Genomic DNA, 14,791 nt, shown 5'->3' on the forward strand with positions numbered 1-14,791 from the left:
GATTGGTTCCATAACCGCCCGACACAACCTTGCCTTGTTCAATCCAGCTTCGCAAGACGTCCGCGCAACAGTTGCAGGATCGCCGAAAAGTCCTTGCCGCCGAAGCCGTTGGCGTCGAACAGCGCGTACATCGCCTCGGCCTGGGCCCCCATCGGCGTGCTGGCCCCCGCGCGGGCCGCGGCTTCCTGGGCCAGCTTGAGGTCCTTGAGCATCATCGCCGTGGCGAATCCGCCCTCGTAGGCGCGATCGGCCGGGGTGGCGGGGCCGACGCCGGGCACCGGGCAATAGGTCGAGACCGACCAGCACTGGCCCGACGACTGGTTGGCGATCTCGAAGAAGCGGTCGGCGGCCAGGCCCAGCTTCTCGGCCAGGGCGAAGGCCTCGCAGGTGCCCAGCATCGAGACGCCCAGCAGCATGTTGTTGCAGATCTTGGCCGCCTGCCCCGCCCCGTGGCCGCCGGCGTGGATCACCGCCCGGGCCATCGGCTTCAGCGCCGCCTCGACGGCCGGAAAGTCGGCGTCGTCGCAGCCGACCATGAAGGCCAGGCTCCCGGCCTCGGCGGCCATGATCCCGCCGGACACCGGCGCATCGGCGAAGCGGAAACCCGCCGCTCTCGCCTGCTGCGCCACAGCGCGGGCGCTGTCGACGTCGATGGTGGAACAGTCGATCAGCAGGGCCGATTTGGGCGCTTGGGCCAGCACCTGCTCGCCATAGACCGCGCGCACGTGCGGCCCGGCCGGCAGCATGGTGACGACGATCTCGGCGTCGGCGACCGCTTCAGCCACCGACTCGGCGGCGACGCAGCCCGCCGCCACGGCGCGCTCCAGCGCGACGGCCGACAGGTCGAAGGCCGACACGGCGTGGCCGGCCGTGGCCTGGTTGGCGGCCATGCCGCCGCCCATGTTGCCCAGGCCGATGAAGGCGATGCGGGTCATTGAGGTTTCCTCCTACGCAGGGCCGTTCGGCCTCTCGTTTGTCTTGTCGCATTTTCTGACGATGAACCGGCGTCCACGTCGTCGGAAAATGCCCTAGTTGGCCTTGGACAGCTCCAGGTGCAGGTGGTCGTCGTGACGGGCGGCCCGGCATCCCTGGAAGCGGATCATATCGACGTCCGGCGCCCATCGCGCCTTCAGATGGGGTTCCAGCAGGATCTTCTTCACGCCGAACGCCCGTCCCTCCGTGGTCAACCAGCGCAGCATCTCGGCCGTGCGGACGGGGTCGGCCCGTCGCGTCGCCAGCGGCTGCAGGACGTCGAAGTCCCAGCGCAGATTGGCCCGACGATAGCCGGCGCAAGGCCGAGCCTCGCCGCTCTTAGGACCTTCATAGGCCCAGTAGCCGATCGGGCTGGCCGTCCCGTCGCTCACGGGGGCGCCGGAGCGCTCACGATAGAGGTAGGCGAGATCGACCTTGAGGCCGTCGCGATGCGACAGGTGCGGCGGCAGCGGGAAGCCGTCGAAGAAGGGAAAGCCGGCGTCGAGATAGCGGGTGACGGTTGCCGGATAGGCCTCGGCCATATGGCCCGCCAGGGCGGCGAGCGCGGTGCGGGCTTCGGGCCGCGCATAGTTGCGGTTGAGCATGCAGAGCAGCGGATTGACGGCGCCGTAAGTCTCGCCCTTCCCGACCAGACAGGGCAGGCGGTCGCGCCCGCCGAGCTTGGCCAGCGGTGGAACCACGACGGCCGTGGCCAGCCCATAGACGGCCAGGAAAGTCAGAAGCGAGAGGCCGACGGGCCAGCGGCGCAGCCTGGCAACCCAAGCCGTGAGCAGCAGGATCAGGCCGCCCACCTGGGTCAGGACCGTCAGGACCACCGCGCTTCCCAGCAGCGCGACGACCTTCGCGCCGCGCCGCCAGGAAACCGCCATCAACGCGCGCCGGCCGGCTTGCGGAACTTGTAGATGAACTGGTCGGTCTTGCCGCGGATCGACGGATCGAAGACCGAGACGTTGCGCTTGTCGGCGCTGTCGCGCAGCACGCGGCTCTCGCCTTCGAAGACGAAGCCGGCGGCGGTGACCTCGGCCTTGACGGTCTCGGGGTCGATGCGGTGCAGGCCGGCGGCGTCGCGCAGGCCCGAGCCCGGCTGGGCCGAGTGATCGAGCACCAGATAGACGCCGCCCGGCTTCAGCGACTGGAAGATCTTGCGGTTGACCACCGACAGGTCGGCCGGCCCCATCAGCGGGGTGTGCATGTCGTGGTAGTTCTGGGCGGTGAACACCAGGTCCAGCTTCTCCGGCGCATTGAAGCTAGGCAGGGTGTTGAGGATCACCGAGACGTTCTTGTAGGCCGGATCGGCGGCGATGGCGTTCACGGCCGGCTCGCGCTTGGCCAGCTTGGTCAGCTCGTCGGGCACATAGGCATAGACGTGGCCGCGCGGACCGACGGCCCGCGACAGCAGGCGGGTGAAGTAGCCGCCGCCGGGGATCAGGTCGGCGACCTTCGCGCCGGTGCGCACGCCGGCGAAGGCCAGCACCTGGGCCGGCAGGCGGTCGGCGTCGCGCTTGACGTCGACCTCAGGACGCAGCGGGTTCTCGACCGCAGCGATGATGTTGGCCGGAATGGCGACCGGGGCGTCGGCCGGAGGCGGCGGCGGCGGCTCGACCGGTCCCATCGGGGTCGTGGCGCAGGCGGTCAGGGCGAGCGCGGCGACGAGGCTGAGAAGCGGCTTACGCATGGTCTTCCTTCCGGCGGGGTCTTCTTAGTTGCGGGCAAGCTAGCGAGGCGAACCGTCACCGGCAATGCCGTTAGGGGAGCGGCGGCCTTCAGGCTTCCGACAGAGGCGTCCACTCCTCGTCCGCCGGCAAGGGCGCGAAGATCGCCGCGATGTCGGCGTCGGACACCTCTTCCACCGTCGGCGGGGTCCAGCGCGGGGCGTTGTCCTTGTCGACGATCACCGCCCGCACGCCCTCGATGAAGTCAGGGCGCTGCACGACGCGCGAGCCGATGCGGTACTCCATCGCCATGTGCTCGGCGAAGTCGGTCATGGCCTCGCCGCGCTTCAGCTGCTCGAAGGCGACCTTCAGGGTCTGGGGCGACTTGGTCTTCAGGACCGCCAGCTGGGCCTTGCCCCAGTCGCTGGAGTCGACGGTCAGGAACTCGAAGATCTCTTCCACGCTCTCGCCGACGAACAGGCGGTTGAGGTCCTGCTCGAAGCCGACCAGCGGCGCCTTGCCGGCGTCGGCGCGATAGATCCTCAGGGTCTCGTCGATGCGGCGATGGTCGGCCAGGATCGCCTTCTTCAGCCCCTCGATCGCGCCGAACTCGACGAAGTGGGTGGCGATCCCCAGACGCAGGCAGTCCGCGCCCTTGATCCGCGCCCCGGTCAGGGCCAGCCATAGCCCCGCCTTGCCCGGCAGGCGCGGCAGGTACCAGCCGCCGCCGACGTCGGGGAACAGGCCGATGCCGGTCTCGGGCATGGCGAAGGTCGTGCGCTCGGTGGCGATCCGGTAGTGGGCCGGCATCGAGATGCCGACGCCGCCGCCCATGACCACGCCGTCCATGATCGCCACCACGGGGCGGTCGTAGTGGAACAGCAGGTGGTTCAGCCGGTATTCGGTGTGGAAGAACTTCCGCGCCTCGACGCCGTCGCCGGCCCCGCTCTCGGCCAGCATGCGGATGTCGCCGCCGGCGCAGAAGCCGCGCTCGCCGGCGTGATCGATCATGATCATGTCGATCTCGGGATCGGCCTGCCAATCCAGCAGCGCCCGGATCATCGTCTCGCACATCGACAGCGTCAGGGCGTGCAGCGCCTGGGGCCGGTTCAGCGTGATCCGGCCGACGTTCTTCTTGGCGCGGATCAGGACTTCAGGGGCCTGCTTGGGGGTAGCCGGCTTGGGGGCAGCGTCGGTCATCGGGATCTCAGGCGAGTTCGGGGTCGGCGACGGGGGCGCAGTCGAAGCGATCGACCTGGCCGCCCATCAGGCGATAGACGGCGTCCTGCGGGACGTCCTGGGCCAGCGTGTCGGCGCGCGACAGCCCGGCATAGGCGCCGCGCAGCAGCCGGCCGGCGACGCCGTGGCTGACGACGATCAGGCGGCGCTGGCCTTCCAGAGGCTGGTCGGCCAGCCAGCCCGCGACGCGGGCGGTGACGTCCTCGAAGGTTTCGCCGCCCGGTGCGCGGAACGCCCATTCGTAGCTGGCGAACAGCTCGGGATTGTCGCGACGGATGTCCTCGCGCAGGCGGCCCGACCATTCGCCGACGCTGATCTCCAGCAGGCGATCGTCGAAGCTCAGAGGCAGGCCGGTGCGCTCGGCGATGGCCTCGGCGGTGTGGCGCGCGCGGCGCAGCGGGCTGGCGACGATGCGCCATCCGTCCGACGGATCGCGCGCGACCAGATCGGCCAGCAGGTCGCCCATGGCCCGCGCCTGGGCCCGTCCAAAGGCGGTCAGGTCGGACTCCGTCTGGCCCTGGAAGCGGCCCTCACGGTTGAACGCGGTCTGGCCGTGGCGGCAGAGATAGATCACTTGGCTTCGAACCTGATTTTGCGTGCGGCCATCTCTTCGGCCAGGTAGTCCATGTAGGGCAACCCGAGATCGTCGTCCTGTTCGAACCAGTAGGCGGGGATGTCGCCCTCCAGGAGCGCATCCGCGACCCGGTTCATCGCCAGAACCAGAGCCTGGACGGAATCAACGCCGCCGGTCCGGTAGCTTCGGACCTGACCATCCGCCATCGTCATGGTCGTGCGGCAGAGCCAGCTTCGTCCCCAGGGCTGGGGCGTGAACCATCGGCAGAGCAGCGGCTGGGGACCACCATCGACGAGGATCTGGTAGGTGCGTTCGCAGGCGACGCCGGCCTCCAGCGGCGGCCCGTCCTCCTCGTCGATCTTCAGGAGATCGACGGGCGTCTGATCGTTGGACATCGCGCTTCAGCTCTTCCCGGTCGGTTGATCGCCGGAGCCTACCGCATCGTCACTCCCGGAACATCTCGCGGGCGATGATCACCCGCATGATCTCGTTGGTGCCTTCAAGGATCTGGTGGACGCGCAGGTCGCGGACGATGCGCTCCAGCGGGTAGTCCTGGAGGTAGCCGTAGCCGCCGTGCAGTTGCAGGGCGTCGTTGGCGACCTGGAAGCCGACGTCGGTGGCGAAGCGCTTGGCCATGGCGCACAGCTTGGTGGCCTGCGGGTCCTTGCTGTCCAGAGCGTGGGCGGCGCGGCGGACCATCAGACGGGCGGCCTCCAGTTCGGTGGCCATGTCGGCCAGCTTGAACTGCAGGGCCTGGAAGTCCTTCAACGGCCGGCCGAACTGCTTGCGGGTCTCCAGATAGGCCTTGGCCGTGTCGAGGGCGAACTGGGCGCCGCCCAGCGAGCAGGAGGCGATGTTCAGGCGACCGCCGTCCAGGCCCATCATGGCGAAGCGGAAGCCCTCGCCCTCCCCGCCGATGCGGTTGGCGACCGGCACGCGGCAGTCGTCGAAATTGACCTGGGCGGTGGGCTGGGCGTTCCAGCCCATCTTGCGCTCGTTGGCCCCGAACGACAGGCCGGGCGCGCCCTTGTCGATCACGAAGGCCGAGACGCCCTTGGGGCCCTCGCCCCCGGTGCGGGCCATGACGACATAGACGTCCGACACCCCGCCGCCGGAGATGAAGGCCTTGCCGCCGTTCAGCACGTAGTGGTCGCCGTCCAGCCGCGCCGTGGTGCGCATGCCGGCCGCGTCGGAGCCCGAGCCCGGTTCGGTCAGGCAGTAGCTGGCGATCAGCTCCATGGTCGTCAGGCGCGGCAGGTAGCGCTGGCGCAGATCCGCCGAGCCAAAGCGGTCTATCATCCACGAGGCCATGTTGTGGATGGTGAGGTAGGCGGCGGTCGGCACGTCGCCGTAGCTGAGGGCCTCGAAGATGATCGAGGCGTCGAGGCGCGAAAGGCCGCTGCCGCCGACGTCGTCCTGCACGTAGATGCCCGCAAAGCCCAGGCCCGCCGCCTCGCGCAGCACGTCGACCGGGAAGTGCTTGTGCTCGTCCCACTGGGCCGAATGTGGGGCAAGGCGTTCCGCCGCGAAGCCCGAGGCCATGTCCTGAATGGCGCGTTGATCGTCGTTCAGCGCGAAATCCATGCGCCACTTCCTCCCATGCGGGGCATTTACGCCCTCGCTTCTCGTTGATTGGAGGAGGTGCGCCGCCCGCGCCGCCCTGTCAACAATCGCGGCTGCCCAGGAAGTGTGTCAATCATATCTCAGTTGGCGAATTTGCATGCGGCGCCGCAGCGAAATCGGGTGCGAAAGGTCGCACCCTCCTTGATCCGAAACCTTCTCGGTATCAGATCACGCCCATCGGAGGCGTCGTCTCGGTTCCATGCAAAAGTTCATTACCGCTTTGGCCGCGGTCGCGGCCCTGTTCACCTTTGTGTCCGCGCCTGCTCACGCCGAGAATCTCGGCGTGTGGCGCAACCCCAAGGACAACATCCGCCTGCACATCACCGACTGCGGCAAGAGCATGTGCGGTTGGGTCGTCTATGCCAGCCGCAAGGCCGAGGCCGACGCCAAGAAGAGCGGCTACGACACCCTGGTGGGCCAGCAGGTGCTGCGCGACTTCGCGCCCACCGGCGATGGAAACATGCGGGGTCGCGTTTTCGTTCCCACGCTGAAGGTGACCTTGAACGGCACGGCCGAATTCGTCGACGCCCGCACCATGCGCGCCAAGGGCTGCGTCCTGGGCGGCCTGTTCTGCAAGTCGCAGGTCTGGACCCGCGTCGACGGCGTGCAACAGGCCCGAGCCGACAAGGCCGCCGACTAACTGGAAAGCCCTTAAGGGCCTTCCCGTCTTGCCTCGAAGGGCGGCGCGCGCGAAACCGTTCGCATGACCGTTCCGCCCCTCGCCCCCTACCCCGCCTCGCGCCTGCGCCGTCTGCGCCAGGCCGACTGGACCCGCCGCCTGGTGCGCGAGAGCGAGGTCCGCCCCGCCGACCTGATCTGGTCGATGGTGGTGCACGAGGGCGAAGGCAAGATCCCCGTCGCCTCCATGCCCGGCGTCGAGCGCCTGAGCGTGGCGGAGGCCGCCAAGGCCGCCGTCCGCGCCCGTGACCTCGGCATCCCGGCCATCGCCATCTTCCCGCACATCGATCCGTCGCGGAAGGACGCCACCGGCTCGATCGCCGCCGATCCGGACGGGGTGATCCCCCGTGCGGTGAAGGCCATGAAGGACGCCGCCCCCGAGGTCGGAATCATGTGCGACGTGGCGCTCGACCCCTTCACCGACCACGGCCACGACGGCGTGGTCGAGGGCGGCAGGATCCTCAACGACGCCACCATCGAGCGCCTGATCGAGCAGGGCCTGATGCAAGCCGAAGCCGGCGCCGACATCCTGGCCCCGTCCGACATGATGGACGGCCGCATCGGTCGCCTGCGCGGCGCGCTGGAAGGCCACGGCCATCACGACACCCTGATCATGTCCTACGCGGCCAAGTACGCCTCGGCCTTCTACGGTCCGTACCGCGACGCCATTGGCTCGGCGAAGCTCTCGGCAGGCCAGGGTGACAAGAAGACCTACCAGATGGACCCCTCCAACACCGAGGAAGCCATCCGCGAGGTCGCCCTCGACATCGCCGAGGGCGCCGACATGGTCATGGTCAAGCCAGGCCTGCCCTATCTCGACATCCTGCGCCGCCTGGTCGACGAATTCCGCATGCCCACCTACGCCTTCCAGGTGTCGGGCGAGTACGCGATGATCAAGGCGGCCGGGGCCAATGGCTGGATCGATGAGGAGCGCGCCATCCTCGAAAGCCTGGCCGCCTTCAAGCGGGCCGGCGCGGCCGGCATCATCACCTACTTCGCGCCGTGGGCGGCGGAGAAGCTGGGTGCATGAGCGACCGGGTCCTCGACATCGTCACCGCCGTGATCCGCGACGAAGCTGGTCGCATGCTACTGGTGCGCAAGCGCGGCACGGCGATCTTCATGAAGCCGGGCGGCAAGCGCGACCCGGGCGAGGACGACCTGACCGCCCTGGCCCGCGAGCTCGACGAGGAGCTGGGCTGCCGGCTGGTCTCGGCGAGCCTGCTGGGCCGCTTCTCGGCCCTGGCCGCCAACGAGGCGGGCTTCACCGTGCGGTCGGCGACCTATTTGACTGAAGTCGAGGGCGAGATCGCCGCCCGGGCCGAGATCGAGGAACTGGCCTGGATCGACCCGGCCTCCCCGCCCGCCGGCCTGCCCCTGGCCCCGCTGCTGACCAAAGAAGTGCTGCCGGCCCTGCTGGCGAGGGCCTGAGACACGGCGAAAGCCGTGCTATAGGGCGGCCATGACGACGATCTACATCGACGCCGACGCCTGCCCCGTGAAGGACGAGACCTACAAGGTCGCGGCCCGCAACGGCCTGAAGACCTATGTCGTCTCCAACAGCTGGATCCGCGTTCCCGCCACGCCCGCCATCGAACAGGTGGTGGTCGACGCCGGCCCCGACGTGGCCGACGACTGGATCGCCGAGCGCGCCGGCCCCGGCGACGTGGTGGTGACCAACGACATCCCCTTGGCCGACCGGGTGCTGAAGGCCGGCGGCGCGGCGATCGCGCCCAACGGCCGGGTGTTCACCAACGACATGATCGGCTCGGCCCTGGCGTCGCGTTCGATCGGCGAGCACCTGCGCTCGATGGGCGAGGTCACCAGCGGCCCCAAGGCCTTCGGCCCGCAGGACCGCAGCAAGTTCCTGCAGGCCCTCGATCAGGCGGTCGTGAAGGCCCGCCGCGTGGTCGTCCCGAAATGATCGAGATCACCAGCTGGCTGCGGATCGACGAGGACGAGCTGGTCGAGAAGGCCGCCCGCGCCTCGGGCCCTGGCGGCCAGCACGTCAACAAGACCTCGACGGCGATCGAGCTGCGCTTCGACGTGGCCAACTCCCCATCCCTGACAGACGACATCAAGGCCCGGCTGACGGCGCTGGGCGGCAGCCGCATGACCCAGGAGGGCGTGCTGGTGCTGTTCGCCCAGGGCCATCGCTCGCAGGAAATGAACCGCCAGGACGCCCGCGAGCGCCTGATCGAGCTGATCCGCCGCGCAACGGAAAAGCCCAAGCCCCGCCGCCCGACCAAGCCGACCTATTCCAGCAAGCTGAAGCGGCTGGAGGGCAAGACCAAGCGCGCCGGGGTCAAGTCGATGCGCGGCAAGGTCCGGTCGGACGACTGACCGCGCCGAGACGGCTCAGACGCCGACCGCCAGGATCGCGCCGCCGTCGTCTTCCTGGAAATTGAAGGTCTTTTGCCCCGCACCGACGGTGCGCACGGTGTCGCCGACCACGACGAGGCCAACGTTGTTCTGGATGATCTCGGTCGACTCAGGGCCGCCCACTTCCTGCACCCAAGTCCAGGAGACGAAGCGATAGCTGTGGCCGCCGGCCTCGACGGCGAAGCCCTGATCGCCCTCCGCCGCGGCGCGGACGTGTTCGAAAACCTGTTCGAGGGTCATGAGGTGAAGCTCCGATAGGCCTCCAGACGGCCGAAGAGCTTCACCTTGAGACGCATCACCTTAACCGGAGGTTGCGACCGCGAAGGCGGCCGGACCGGCGCCGGACGGCAGCGGCGGACCGAACGAGAGAATCTCGTCCTTCCAGTCGGGTTCCGGGATCAGGCCGCCCAGCATCTTCTTCAGATAGAAGGCCAGGGCCGACTGCTCGTCGGCGCTCAGTTCCGAACAGGCTTCCTGGTGCAGCGGGGCAAGCTCGTCCCGGATGGTCTGCAACAGGGCCGCGCCCGTCGGCGTCAGCCGCACGACCACCTTGCGGCGATCGTTGGGCGCGCCACCGCGCTCGACAAGGCCGTCGCGGATCAAGCCGTCGATCGAACGGGTGAGCGTGGTGCGGTCGGCCGCCGAAAGCTTGGCCAGCCGCGTCATCGAACACTCGCCGAACCGGGCAAGCGATAGCATCGCCACCCACTTCGGAAACGACAGACCGTGACGTGCAACATGGTCGGCGGCCATGGCCCGCCGATGTTGCTCGGTCTGGTACATCAAATAACTCAAATAGCTGGGCAGGGGCATGGAACGCCCCTCCCTCAGGTCATGCTCTGGCATGGTGTCCCCCCGCGCCGTGCGTCTTGATCTCACAACCTCTGCTGTTGCGCAATCGCCGCGAGGTCCCTAGCCAACGCAGCGTTCACCATCTCGCCAAACGCGGCCGTAGGACGGATGTTCCGTGCGTCGGAAAACCGCCAGGCGATCAGTGGCGCGGCGCAGCCGGGGGCGCGGGCGGCGCGGGAGCCGCCGGCATGCTGGGCATGATGATGATTCTGCGCTTGCGCTCGCACGCCCGGACCGACAGGCCCGGCGGCAGGCGGGTGCTGGCGTCGCCGCAGGCTTCGTCCAGCTGGTCCTGGCTCAGGCCCTTGACGCCGCTGAAGTCCACCCCCGCCAGGCGCACGCCCGACAGGTCGGCGCCCTTGAAGTCGGCGCCGCCGAAGCTGCCGCCGCGCAGGTTGGAGGCGGTCAGCGAGGCGTTGCGGAACTGGGCCCGCTCGAACCGGCCGCCGGCCAGGTTGGAGCCGTTGATCTCGGCGTTGGAGAAGTCGGCCCCGCGGGCGTTCACGCCGGTCAGGTTCGAACCGTGCATCTCGGCGTTGGGCAGGCGGGCGTCGATCAGGCTGGCCGCTTCCAGGTTGGCCCCGTGCAGTTCGGCCGAGGTCAGGTCGGCGCGCGACAGGTTGGCGCTCTGGAAGTTGGCGCCGGCCGATTCCACGCCCGACAGGCGCGCCCCGTTGAAATTGGCCTTCTGGAAATTGGCGGCGCGCATCTCGGCGCCGCGCAGGTCGGCCCGCGACAGGTCGGCGGCTTCGAAATTGGAGCCGAAGAACACCGCCCCGCGCAGGTCGGCGCCGATCAGGTTGGCCTTGGCGAAGTTGGCGCCGGTGAACTTGGCGCCGGTCATCTTGCGGCCGGCCAGATCGCAGTTGACGCACATCCCGCCCAGCGACACCAGGCGCGCCACGTCCTTGTCCTCGACAGAGGCCTTGGCGTGGGCCTGGCCGGCCAGGGTCGTCAGACCCAGGGCCAGGGCGGCGGCGAACAACTTGCCCATGCGGGCCATCGGCGGTCTCCGTGCGGTCAATAAGCGACCTTGCTGGTTACGGTTTGAGCCGCCGACCGCCGCAAGACCACTTAAATCGCGGTAATGACGGGGATTCGTCGCCCCCGTCGCCCGCCGAACGCTTGCGGCGATGGGCCACAAGCGTCCATCGCGTCAAACCGCCACGCCGGCGAAAGTCGCCTGACGGACCCCAGTTGGGCGGACCTCAGTAGAAGGTCACATCGTCGAGCTCGAACCACAGCTTGGCGCCGGCCGGACGTTCGCCCTCGACGCCCACCTCGATCAGGTCGGTCCCGCTCCAGGTCTTGACCGCGCCCTTGGTGGAGGCCGGAACGAAGGCCGAGAACGGCAGCGTCACCTTGGTCCATTGCGGGCCGGCCTTGACCTTGGCCTGCCAGCGGCCGCTCGCGGTGTTGAAGGCCACCACATAGGTCCCGCCGTCGCCGCGCAGGGCCAGGGACAGGCCCTTGAAGGCGCTGGCGTCGACAGGGACCACCGAGCCGCGGCTGAGCGGCAGCAGCACGCCGGCGGAGGCGTCGTCCTTGGCAGCCATGCGGGCGCCGACGCTCAGCACCTTGCCGCCGCCCTCGCGCTCGATGACCTGCGAGACCTCCAGGCTGCGGTCGCGGCCGCCGTCGAAGTCGTCGAGCCGCAGGGTGTCGAGGCTGGTACGGCCGTCGGCGCGTTCGAAGTCGTCGATCAGGGCTCCGGCCTTGGTCGCCGGCGGCGCCATGCGGTCGTTGGCGGGCGAACGGGTCGCGCCGGCGCCGAACGCGGCCGCGCCGTCGATGAACACCCGGTCGAGCTTGCGGACGTCGGCGATCACCTCCCAAGGCTTGCCGGCCACCAGCACGAAATCGGCGCGCTTGCCCGCTTCCAGCGTGCCGCGATCGGCGATCAGGTTCATGGCCCGGGCGCTGCCGGCCGTGCCGACGGTCAGGGCCTGGGCCGGGGTCAGGCCGGCCTGGACCAGCAGTTCCAGCTCGCGGAGGCTGGACGACCCATGCGGCGTGCCGGGCATGCCGGCGTCGGTGCCCAGGGCCAGCGGCACGCCGGCGTCGAACAGGGTCTTGGCGTTGGCCAGGGCGTAGCCGAACTTGGCGCGGGCCTGGCGGGCGCGCGGGCTGTCGGTATCGGCCGGCGGCTTGGCGCCCGGCTTGACCGGCTCGTAGACCGCCAGGGTCGGGGCGTAGGCCATGCCCGAGGCCTTGATGGCGGCGATCGTCTCTGCATCCAGCGGCGCGTCCTGCAGGCTGTGAGCGATGACGTCGACGCCGTTCTCGGCCGCGACCTTGCCGCGCTCGACGGTGACGGTGTGGGTCAGCACCTTGAGGCCGAACTTGTGGGCCTCGTCGGTCAGGGCCTTCAGGGTCCAGGCGTCCATGCTGGTGTTGTCGGGCGCGGAGCCATAGCGCCAGCCGTCGGTGAAGGCCTTGATGGCGTCGGGCTTGTAGGGGGCGATGGCGTCGACGGCGGCCTTGGCGCCCTCGGGGGTGTCGACCCAGCGGGTGGTGGCCTGGTCGGCCCAGTCGGCGCCGTGACCGCCCGGCGTGCTGATGCGGGCGACGAAATTGACGTGCGGCGCGGTCAGGGTTCCCAGCCACGCCCGCCGCGGCGCGAAGGATTCAGGCTGCTGGTGGAAGTCGTTCACCGTGGTGACGCCCGCAGCGACATAGGCGTCGGCGATCTTCGGGGTGACGGCCGGCACGCCGCCCGGGGTCCAGTGGGTGTGGACGTCGAACAGGCCGGGCAGCAGGGCCTCGCCCTTGGCGTCGATCACTGTCGCGCCCTTGGGGACCTTGGCCTTGGGGCCGACGGCGACGATACGGCCGTTCTCGACCACCAGGGTCCCGCGATAGGGCGCCGCGCCCGTGGCGTCGAAGATCTCGGCGTTGATCACCGCCAGGGGCTTGGCCTGGGCCAGCGCCATGGAGGTGGAGAGAGCAGCGACGGCGAGGCCGCCGAGCAGGATGCGGGCGCGGATCATGGATTTCTCGTTCGCGGACGGCGCCCGTCGTGGACGCTCCGATCAGACGACGAACGACAAGCGCGAAACCCGCAGTCTTCGCTAGTGAATTTCCCGCGCCAGGGCGCGCGCCACCAGCTCCCCCGCCCGGCGGCAACGATCCAGCGACGACGGCCGCCAGGCCGCGACCACCAGGGCGGTAATCGCCGCGCGGACGCTCGGCTCAAGGTCCGGGACGCGGGACAGGGGCGGCAGACCGGTCATGGGCAGGCCGCGTCGAAGGCGCGGGTCTCGGCCTCGAACTCGCCCAGCGCGGCCTCGGCCTGGTCGGCCATCCGTCGCCAGGCCGCCAGCACGGCGTCGAGATCGGCCGGAGCGGCGCCGGGACCTGCTTCCAGATCGTCGAGCACGGCGTTCCAGTCGCCGCGAAGGCCGCGCACGCCGGCCACCGTCTGGGCTAGTTGCGCCGCGGCGGCGATGAGGTCGTAGAGGCCGGGCTCGCGGCGCGAACGTGGCGGCGGGCTGAAGGCCCATTGCTGCGACGGCAGGCCGGTCTTTTCCCACAGCTTCAGGACCGCGCCGGCCTGCACCCCGCCGTCGGCGCCGACGTCCAACGCGTGGCTCGGGAAGGCGACGTTCTCGATATTGGCGCCCTGGCGCGGCGGGATCAGGAAGAGGTCCGATCGGGCCGGTGCCTCGTCCAGCGGTCCGACGCACGGGCGCGGCCCCTCGCTGACCAGCGGAAAGCCGAACGGCGTGGAGGTGTTGGCCAGGGTCCACAGCTTGTCGTCGGCGGCGATGTGCAGATAGAGCGCCGGATCGGCAGCCGATTGCAGGCGGTGGGCGTCGGTCGCCGGATCGTGGCGCAGCCGCCAGAACTGGCGCGCCGCCCCGCCCTTCACGGGCTCCAGCCGCACCTGGCCGTCGTCGTCATAGGCCAGGCATAGCTCGGGGGCCTCGCGCAGGGCGATGCGTGCGGCGGGATCGCGCTCGAAGCCGGCGAACAGCGCGGCGAAGGCGCCGGCCCGGGTGGCGAAGTCGCGCATGCGGGCGGCCAGGGCCGTGGCGCGGTCGGCGCGCATGCGCACCTGGAGGCGCAGGGCCTCGAGCGCGGCCTCGCGCTCCTCGCCCAGCAGCTTGCGATAGGACATCGGCGCGACGTCGCGGCCGTAGGAGACCAGGTCGCGGGCGAAGGCGGCCATGCCCAGCTGGAGGTCCAGCCCCTGCCCTTCCAGCATGGCGTCCAGTTCTTTCCAGGCCTCGAGCAGGCGCTGGGCCTCGGACGACAGCTCGGCGGGTTCGATACGGTCGACGCCGCGTCGCGGCTCCAGGGCCGCGCCGACCACCTCGCCGAGAAAGCCGACGATGTCGCGACGCTGGCGGGCGTTCCTGAGCGCTTCACGCGTGTCGGCGGCGACCCGTCCCAGGGCGGCGACGTCGCGCCAGTCGGCGAGGCCGAGATCGAACAGGGGTCCGACGGCGCCGGACCGGCCGCTGGCGTCGCCGGCGAAGAGCAGCAAGCCGGTCATGCCCGGCCTCGCGTCTGGTCCTGAAGCTGTCGCAACACTCACGTCCCCGCCCGTCGTCCACACAATGGCGATGGGTCGCCCACGGCACGCCGCGAGCGACCCCGCCCCGCATGCGAAGGAGCCCCCCAAGACTTCCCCGCGCGCTAATGGCCTTGGGAAACCCGGAGCTGTCATGGCGGGACGGCCCCGGGTCCCTCGATCGTTCGGCGTCCGCTCTGGAGGCTTTAAGGCCCGGCCGCCGGTGATCTGCGACACGATGTCCCAACCGCCGGGGGGCAGCTGTGCAATTTTTCACAGCGGTGG

General features: G+C 69.7%; 17 protein-coding genes. 5 read left to right on the plus strand and 12 right to left on the minus strand.

Going from position 1 to position 14,791, the window contains the following annotated elements; translation table 11 throughout:
- Positions 1 to 38: 38 nt before the first annotated feature.
- The 7 genes from mmsB to I4Q42_RS18450 all read right to left on the minus strand — a co-directional run bounded on the left by mmsB (position 39) and on the right by I4Q42_RS18450 (position 6,042).
- Positions 39 to 935 (minus strand): 3-hydroxyisobutyrate dehydrogenase, encoded by an 897-nt coding sequence (gene mmsB / locus I4Q42_RS18420; RefSeq protein ID WP_198577547.1) that lies wholly within the window; start codon positions 933 to 935, stop codon positions 39 to 41.
- Between the two features lie 93 nt (positions 936 to 1,028).
- Positions 1,029 to 1,862, minus strand: coding sequence for a hypothetical protein (locus I4Q42_RS18425; RefSeq protein WP_198577548.1), 834 nt, complete (start codon positions 1,860 to 1,862; stop codon positions 1,029 to 1,031).
- Positions 1,862 to 2,668, minus strand: coding sequence for a class I SAM-dependent methyltransferase (locus I4Q42_RS18430; protein ID WP_198577549.1), 807 nt, complete (start codon positions 2,666 to 2,668; stop codon positions 1,862 to 1,864). Before I4Q42_RS18430 ends, I4Q42_RS18425 begins: the two co-directional genes overlap by 1 nt.
- A gap of 88 nt (positions 2,669 to 2,756) precedes the next feature.
- Positions 2,757 to 3,845 carry an enoyl-CoA hydratase/isomerase family protein gene (locus I4Q42_RS18435; RefSeq protein ID WP_198577550.1) on the minus strand — a complete coding sequence of 363 codons (1,089 nt, stop codon included), beginning with the start codon at positions 3,843 to 3,845 and terminating at the stop codon, positions 2,757 to 2,759.
- Between the two features lie 7 nt (positions 3,846 to 3,852).
- Complete coding sequence (locus I4Q42_RS18440) at positions 3,853 to 4,458, minus strand: histidine phosphatase family protein (protein ID WP_198577551.1); 606 nt, start codon at positions 4,456 to 4,458, stop codon at positions 3,853 to 3,855.
- Positions 4,455 to 4,853, minus strand: a complete 399-nt coding sequence (locus I4Q42_RS18445; protein WP_198577552.1) for a DUF6968 family protein — start codon at positions 4,851 to 4,853, stop codon at positions 4,455 to 4,457. The genes I4Q42_RS18440 and I4Q42_RS18445 overlap by 4 nt, the downstream gene beginning before the upstream one ends.
- Before the next feature lie 49 nt (positions 4,854 to 4,902).
- Positions 4,903 to 6,042 (minus strand): isobutyryl-CoA dehydrogenase, encoded by a 1,140-nt coding sequence (locus I4Q42_RS18450; protein ID WP_198577553.1) that lies wholly within the window; start codon positions 6,040 to 6,042, stop codon positions 4,903 to 4,905.
- Between the two features lie 238 nt (positions 6,043 to 6,280).
- On the opposite strand from I4Q42_RS18450, the gene I4Q42_RS18455 reads away from it, so the two are divergent.
- The 5 genes from I4Q42_RS18455 (at position 6,281) to arfB (ending at position 9,099) form a co-directional block, all read left to right on the plus strand.
- Entirely contained in the window at positions 6,281 to 6,721 is a 441-nt protein-coding gene (locus I4Q42_RS18455; protein ID WP_198577554.1) for a DUF2147 domain-containing protein, read from the plus strand.
- A gap of 63 nt (positions 6,722 to 6,784) precedes the next feature.
- Positions 6,785 to 7,789, plus strand: a complete 1,005-nt coding sequence (gene hemB, locus I4Q42_RS18460; RefSeq protein ID WP_198577555.1) for a porphobilinogen synthase — start codon at positions 6,785 to 6,787, stop codon at positions 7,787 to 7,789.
- The gene (locus I4Q42_RS18465) at positions 7,786 to 8,187 is read left to right on the plus strand and encodes an NUDIX hydrolase (protein ID WP_198577556.1); all 402 of its coding nucleotides are present in this window, start codon (positions 7,786 to 7,788) and stop codon (positions 8,185 to 8,187) included. The genes hemB and I4Q42_RS18465 overlap by 4 nt, the downstream gene beginning before the upstream one ends.
- A gap of 31 nt (positions 8,188 to 8,218) precedes the next feature.
- Positions 8,219 to 8,680, plus strand: a complete 462-nt coding sequence (locus I4Q42_RS18470; RefSeq protein ID WP_198577557.1) for a YaiI/YqxD family protein — start codon at positions 8,219 to 8,221, stop codon at positions 8,678 to 8,680.
- Positions 8,677 to 9,099 (plus strand): alternative ribosome rescue aminoacyl-tRNA hydrolase ArfB, encoded by a 423-nt coding sequence (arfB, locus tag I4Q42_RS18475; RefSeq protein WP_198577558.1) that lies wholly within the window; start codon positions 8,677 to 8,679, stop codon positions 9,097 to 9,099. The genes I4Q42_RS18470 and arfB overlap by 4 nt, the downstream gene beginning before the upstream one ends.
- Positions 9,100 to 9,114: 15 nt before the next feature.
- Here the strand turns inward: arfB and I4Q42_RS18480 are convergent, their stop codons facing one another.
- The 5 genes from I4Q42_RS18480 to I4Q42_RS18500 all read right to left on the minus strand — a co-directional run bounded on the left by I4Q42_RS18480 (position 9,115) and on the right by I4Q42_RS18500 (position 14,488).
- Positions 9,115 to 9,378 (minus strand): hypothetical protein, encoded by a 264-nt coding sequence (locus I4Q42_RS18480; RefSeq protein ID WP_198577559.1) that lies wholly within the window; start codon positions 9,376 to 9,378, stop codon positions 9,115 to 9,117.
- 60 nt (positions 9,379 to 9,438) lie between these two features.
- Positions 9,439 to 9,951, minus strand: a complete 513-nt coding sequence (locus tag I4Q42_RS18485) for a MarR family winged helix-turn-helix transcriptional regulator (protein ID WP_232793262.1) — start codon at positions 9,949 to 9,951, stop codon at positions 9,439 to 9,441.
- Positions 9,952 to 10,129: 178 nt separating this feature from the next.
- Positions 10,130 to 10,993: a pentapeptide repeat-containing protein gene (locus I4Q42_RS18490; protein ID WP_198577561.1), complete on the minus strand. Its 864-nt coding sequence runs from the start codon at positions 10,991 to 10,993 to the stop codon at positions 10,130 to 10,132.
- Between the two features lie 205 nt (positions 10,994 to 11,198).
- Positions 11,199 to 12,980 (minus strand): CIA30 family protein, encoded by a 1,782-nt coding sequence (locus I4Q42_RS18495; RefSeq protein ID WP_198577562.1) that lies wholly within the window; start codon positions 12,978 to 12,980, stop codon positions 11,199 to 11,201.
- Between the two features lie 239 nt (positions 12,981 to 13,219).
- Entirely contained in the window at positions 13,220 to 14,488 is a 1,269-nt protein-coding gene (locus I4Q42_RS18500; protein WP_198577563.1) for a hypothetical protein, read from the minus strand.
- Positions 14,489 to 14,791 lie beyond the last annotated feature (303 nt).

Source organism: Caulobacter hibisci, from assembly GCF_016135805.1.
Taxonomy (GTDB): Bacteria; Pseudomonadota; Alphaproteobacteria; order Caulobacterales; family Caulobacteraceae; genus Caulobacter; species Caulobacter hibisci.

Bases quoted from the DNA above. Each gene is read 5' to 3' on its own strand.
- mmsB (WP_198577547.1), bottom strand. From the start codon at position 935: ATGACCCGCATCGCCTTCATCGGCCTGGGCAACATGGGCGGCGGCATG.
- I4Q42_RS18425 (WP_198577548.1), bottom strand. From the start codon at position 1,862: ATGGCGGTTTCCTGGCGGCGCGGCGCGAAGGTCGTCGCGCTGCTGGGA.
- I4Q42_RS18430 (WP_198577549.1), bottom strand. From the start codon at position 2,668: ATGCGTAAGCCGCTTCTCAGCCTCGTCGCCGCGCTCGCCCTGACCGCC.
- I4Q42_RS18435 (WP_198577550.1), bottom strand. From the start codon at position 3,845: ATGACCGACGCTGCCCCCAAGCCGGCTACCCCCAAGCAGGCCCCTGAA.
- I4Q42_RS18445 (WP_198577552.1), bottom strand. From the start codon at position 4,853: ATGTCCAACGATCAGACGCCCGTCGATCTCCTGAAGATCGACGAGGAG.
- I4Q42_RS18450 (WP_198577553.1), bottom strand. From the start codon at position 6,042: ATGGATTTCGCGCTGAACGACGATCAACGCGCCATTCAGGACATGGCC.
- I4Q42_RS18455 (WP_198577554.1), top strand. From the start codon at position 6,281: ATGCAAAAGTTCATTACCGCTTTGGCCGCGGTCGCGGCCCTGTTCACC.
- hemB (WP_198577555.1), top strand. From the start codon at position 6,785: ATGACCGTTCCGCCCCTCGCCCCCTACCCCGCCTCGCGCCTGCGCCGT.
- I4Q42_RS18465 (WP_198577556.1), top strand. From the start codon at position 7,786: ATGAGCGACCGGGTCCTCGACATCGTCACCGCCGTGATCCGCGACGAA.
- I4Q42_RS18470 (WP_198577557.1), top strand. From the start codon at position 8,219: ATGACGACGATCTACATCGACGCCGACGCCTGCCCCGTGAAGGACGAG.
- arfB (WP_198577558.1), top strand. From the start codon at position 8,677: ATGATCGAGATCACCAGCTGGCTGCGGATCGACGAGGACGAGCTGGTC.
- I4Q42_RS18480 (WP_198577559.1), bottom strand. From the start codon at position 9,378: ATGACCCTCGAACAGGTTTTCGAACACGTCCGCGCCGCGGCGGAGGGC.
- I4Q42_RS18485 (WP_232793262.1), bottom strand. From the start codon at position 9,951: ATGCCCCTGCCCAGCTATTTGAGTTATTTGATGTACCAGACCGAGCAA.
- I4Q42_RS18490 (WP_198577561.1), bottom strand. From the start codon at position 10,993: ATGGCCCGCATGGGCAAGTTGTTCGCCGCCGCCCTGGCCCTGGGTCTG.
- I4Q42_RS18495 (WP_198577562.1), bottom strand. From the start codon at position 12,980: ATGATCCGCGCCCGCATCCTGCTCGGCGGCCTCGCCGTCGCTGCTCTC.
- I4Q42_RS18500 (WP_198577563.1), bottom strand. From the start codon at position 14,488: ATGACCGGCTTGCTGCTCTTCGCCGGCGACGCCAGCGGCCGGTCCGGC.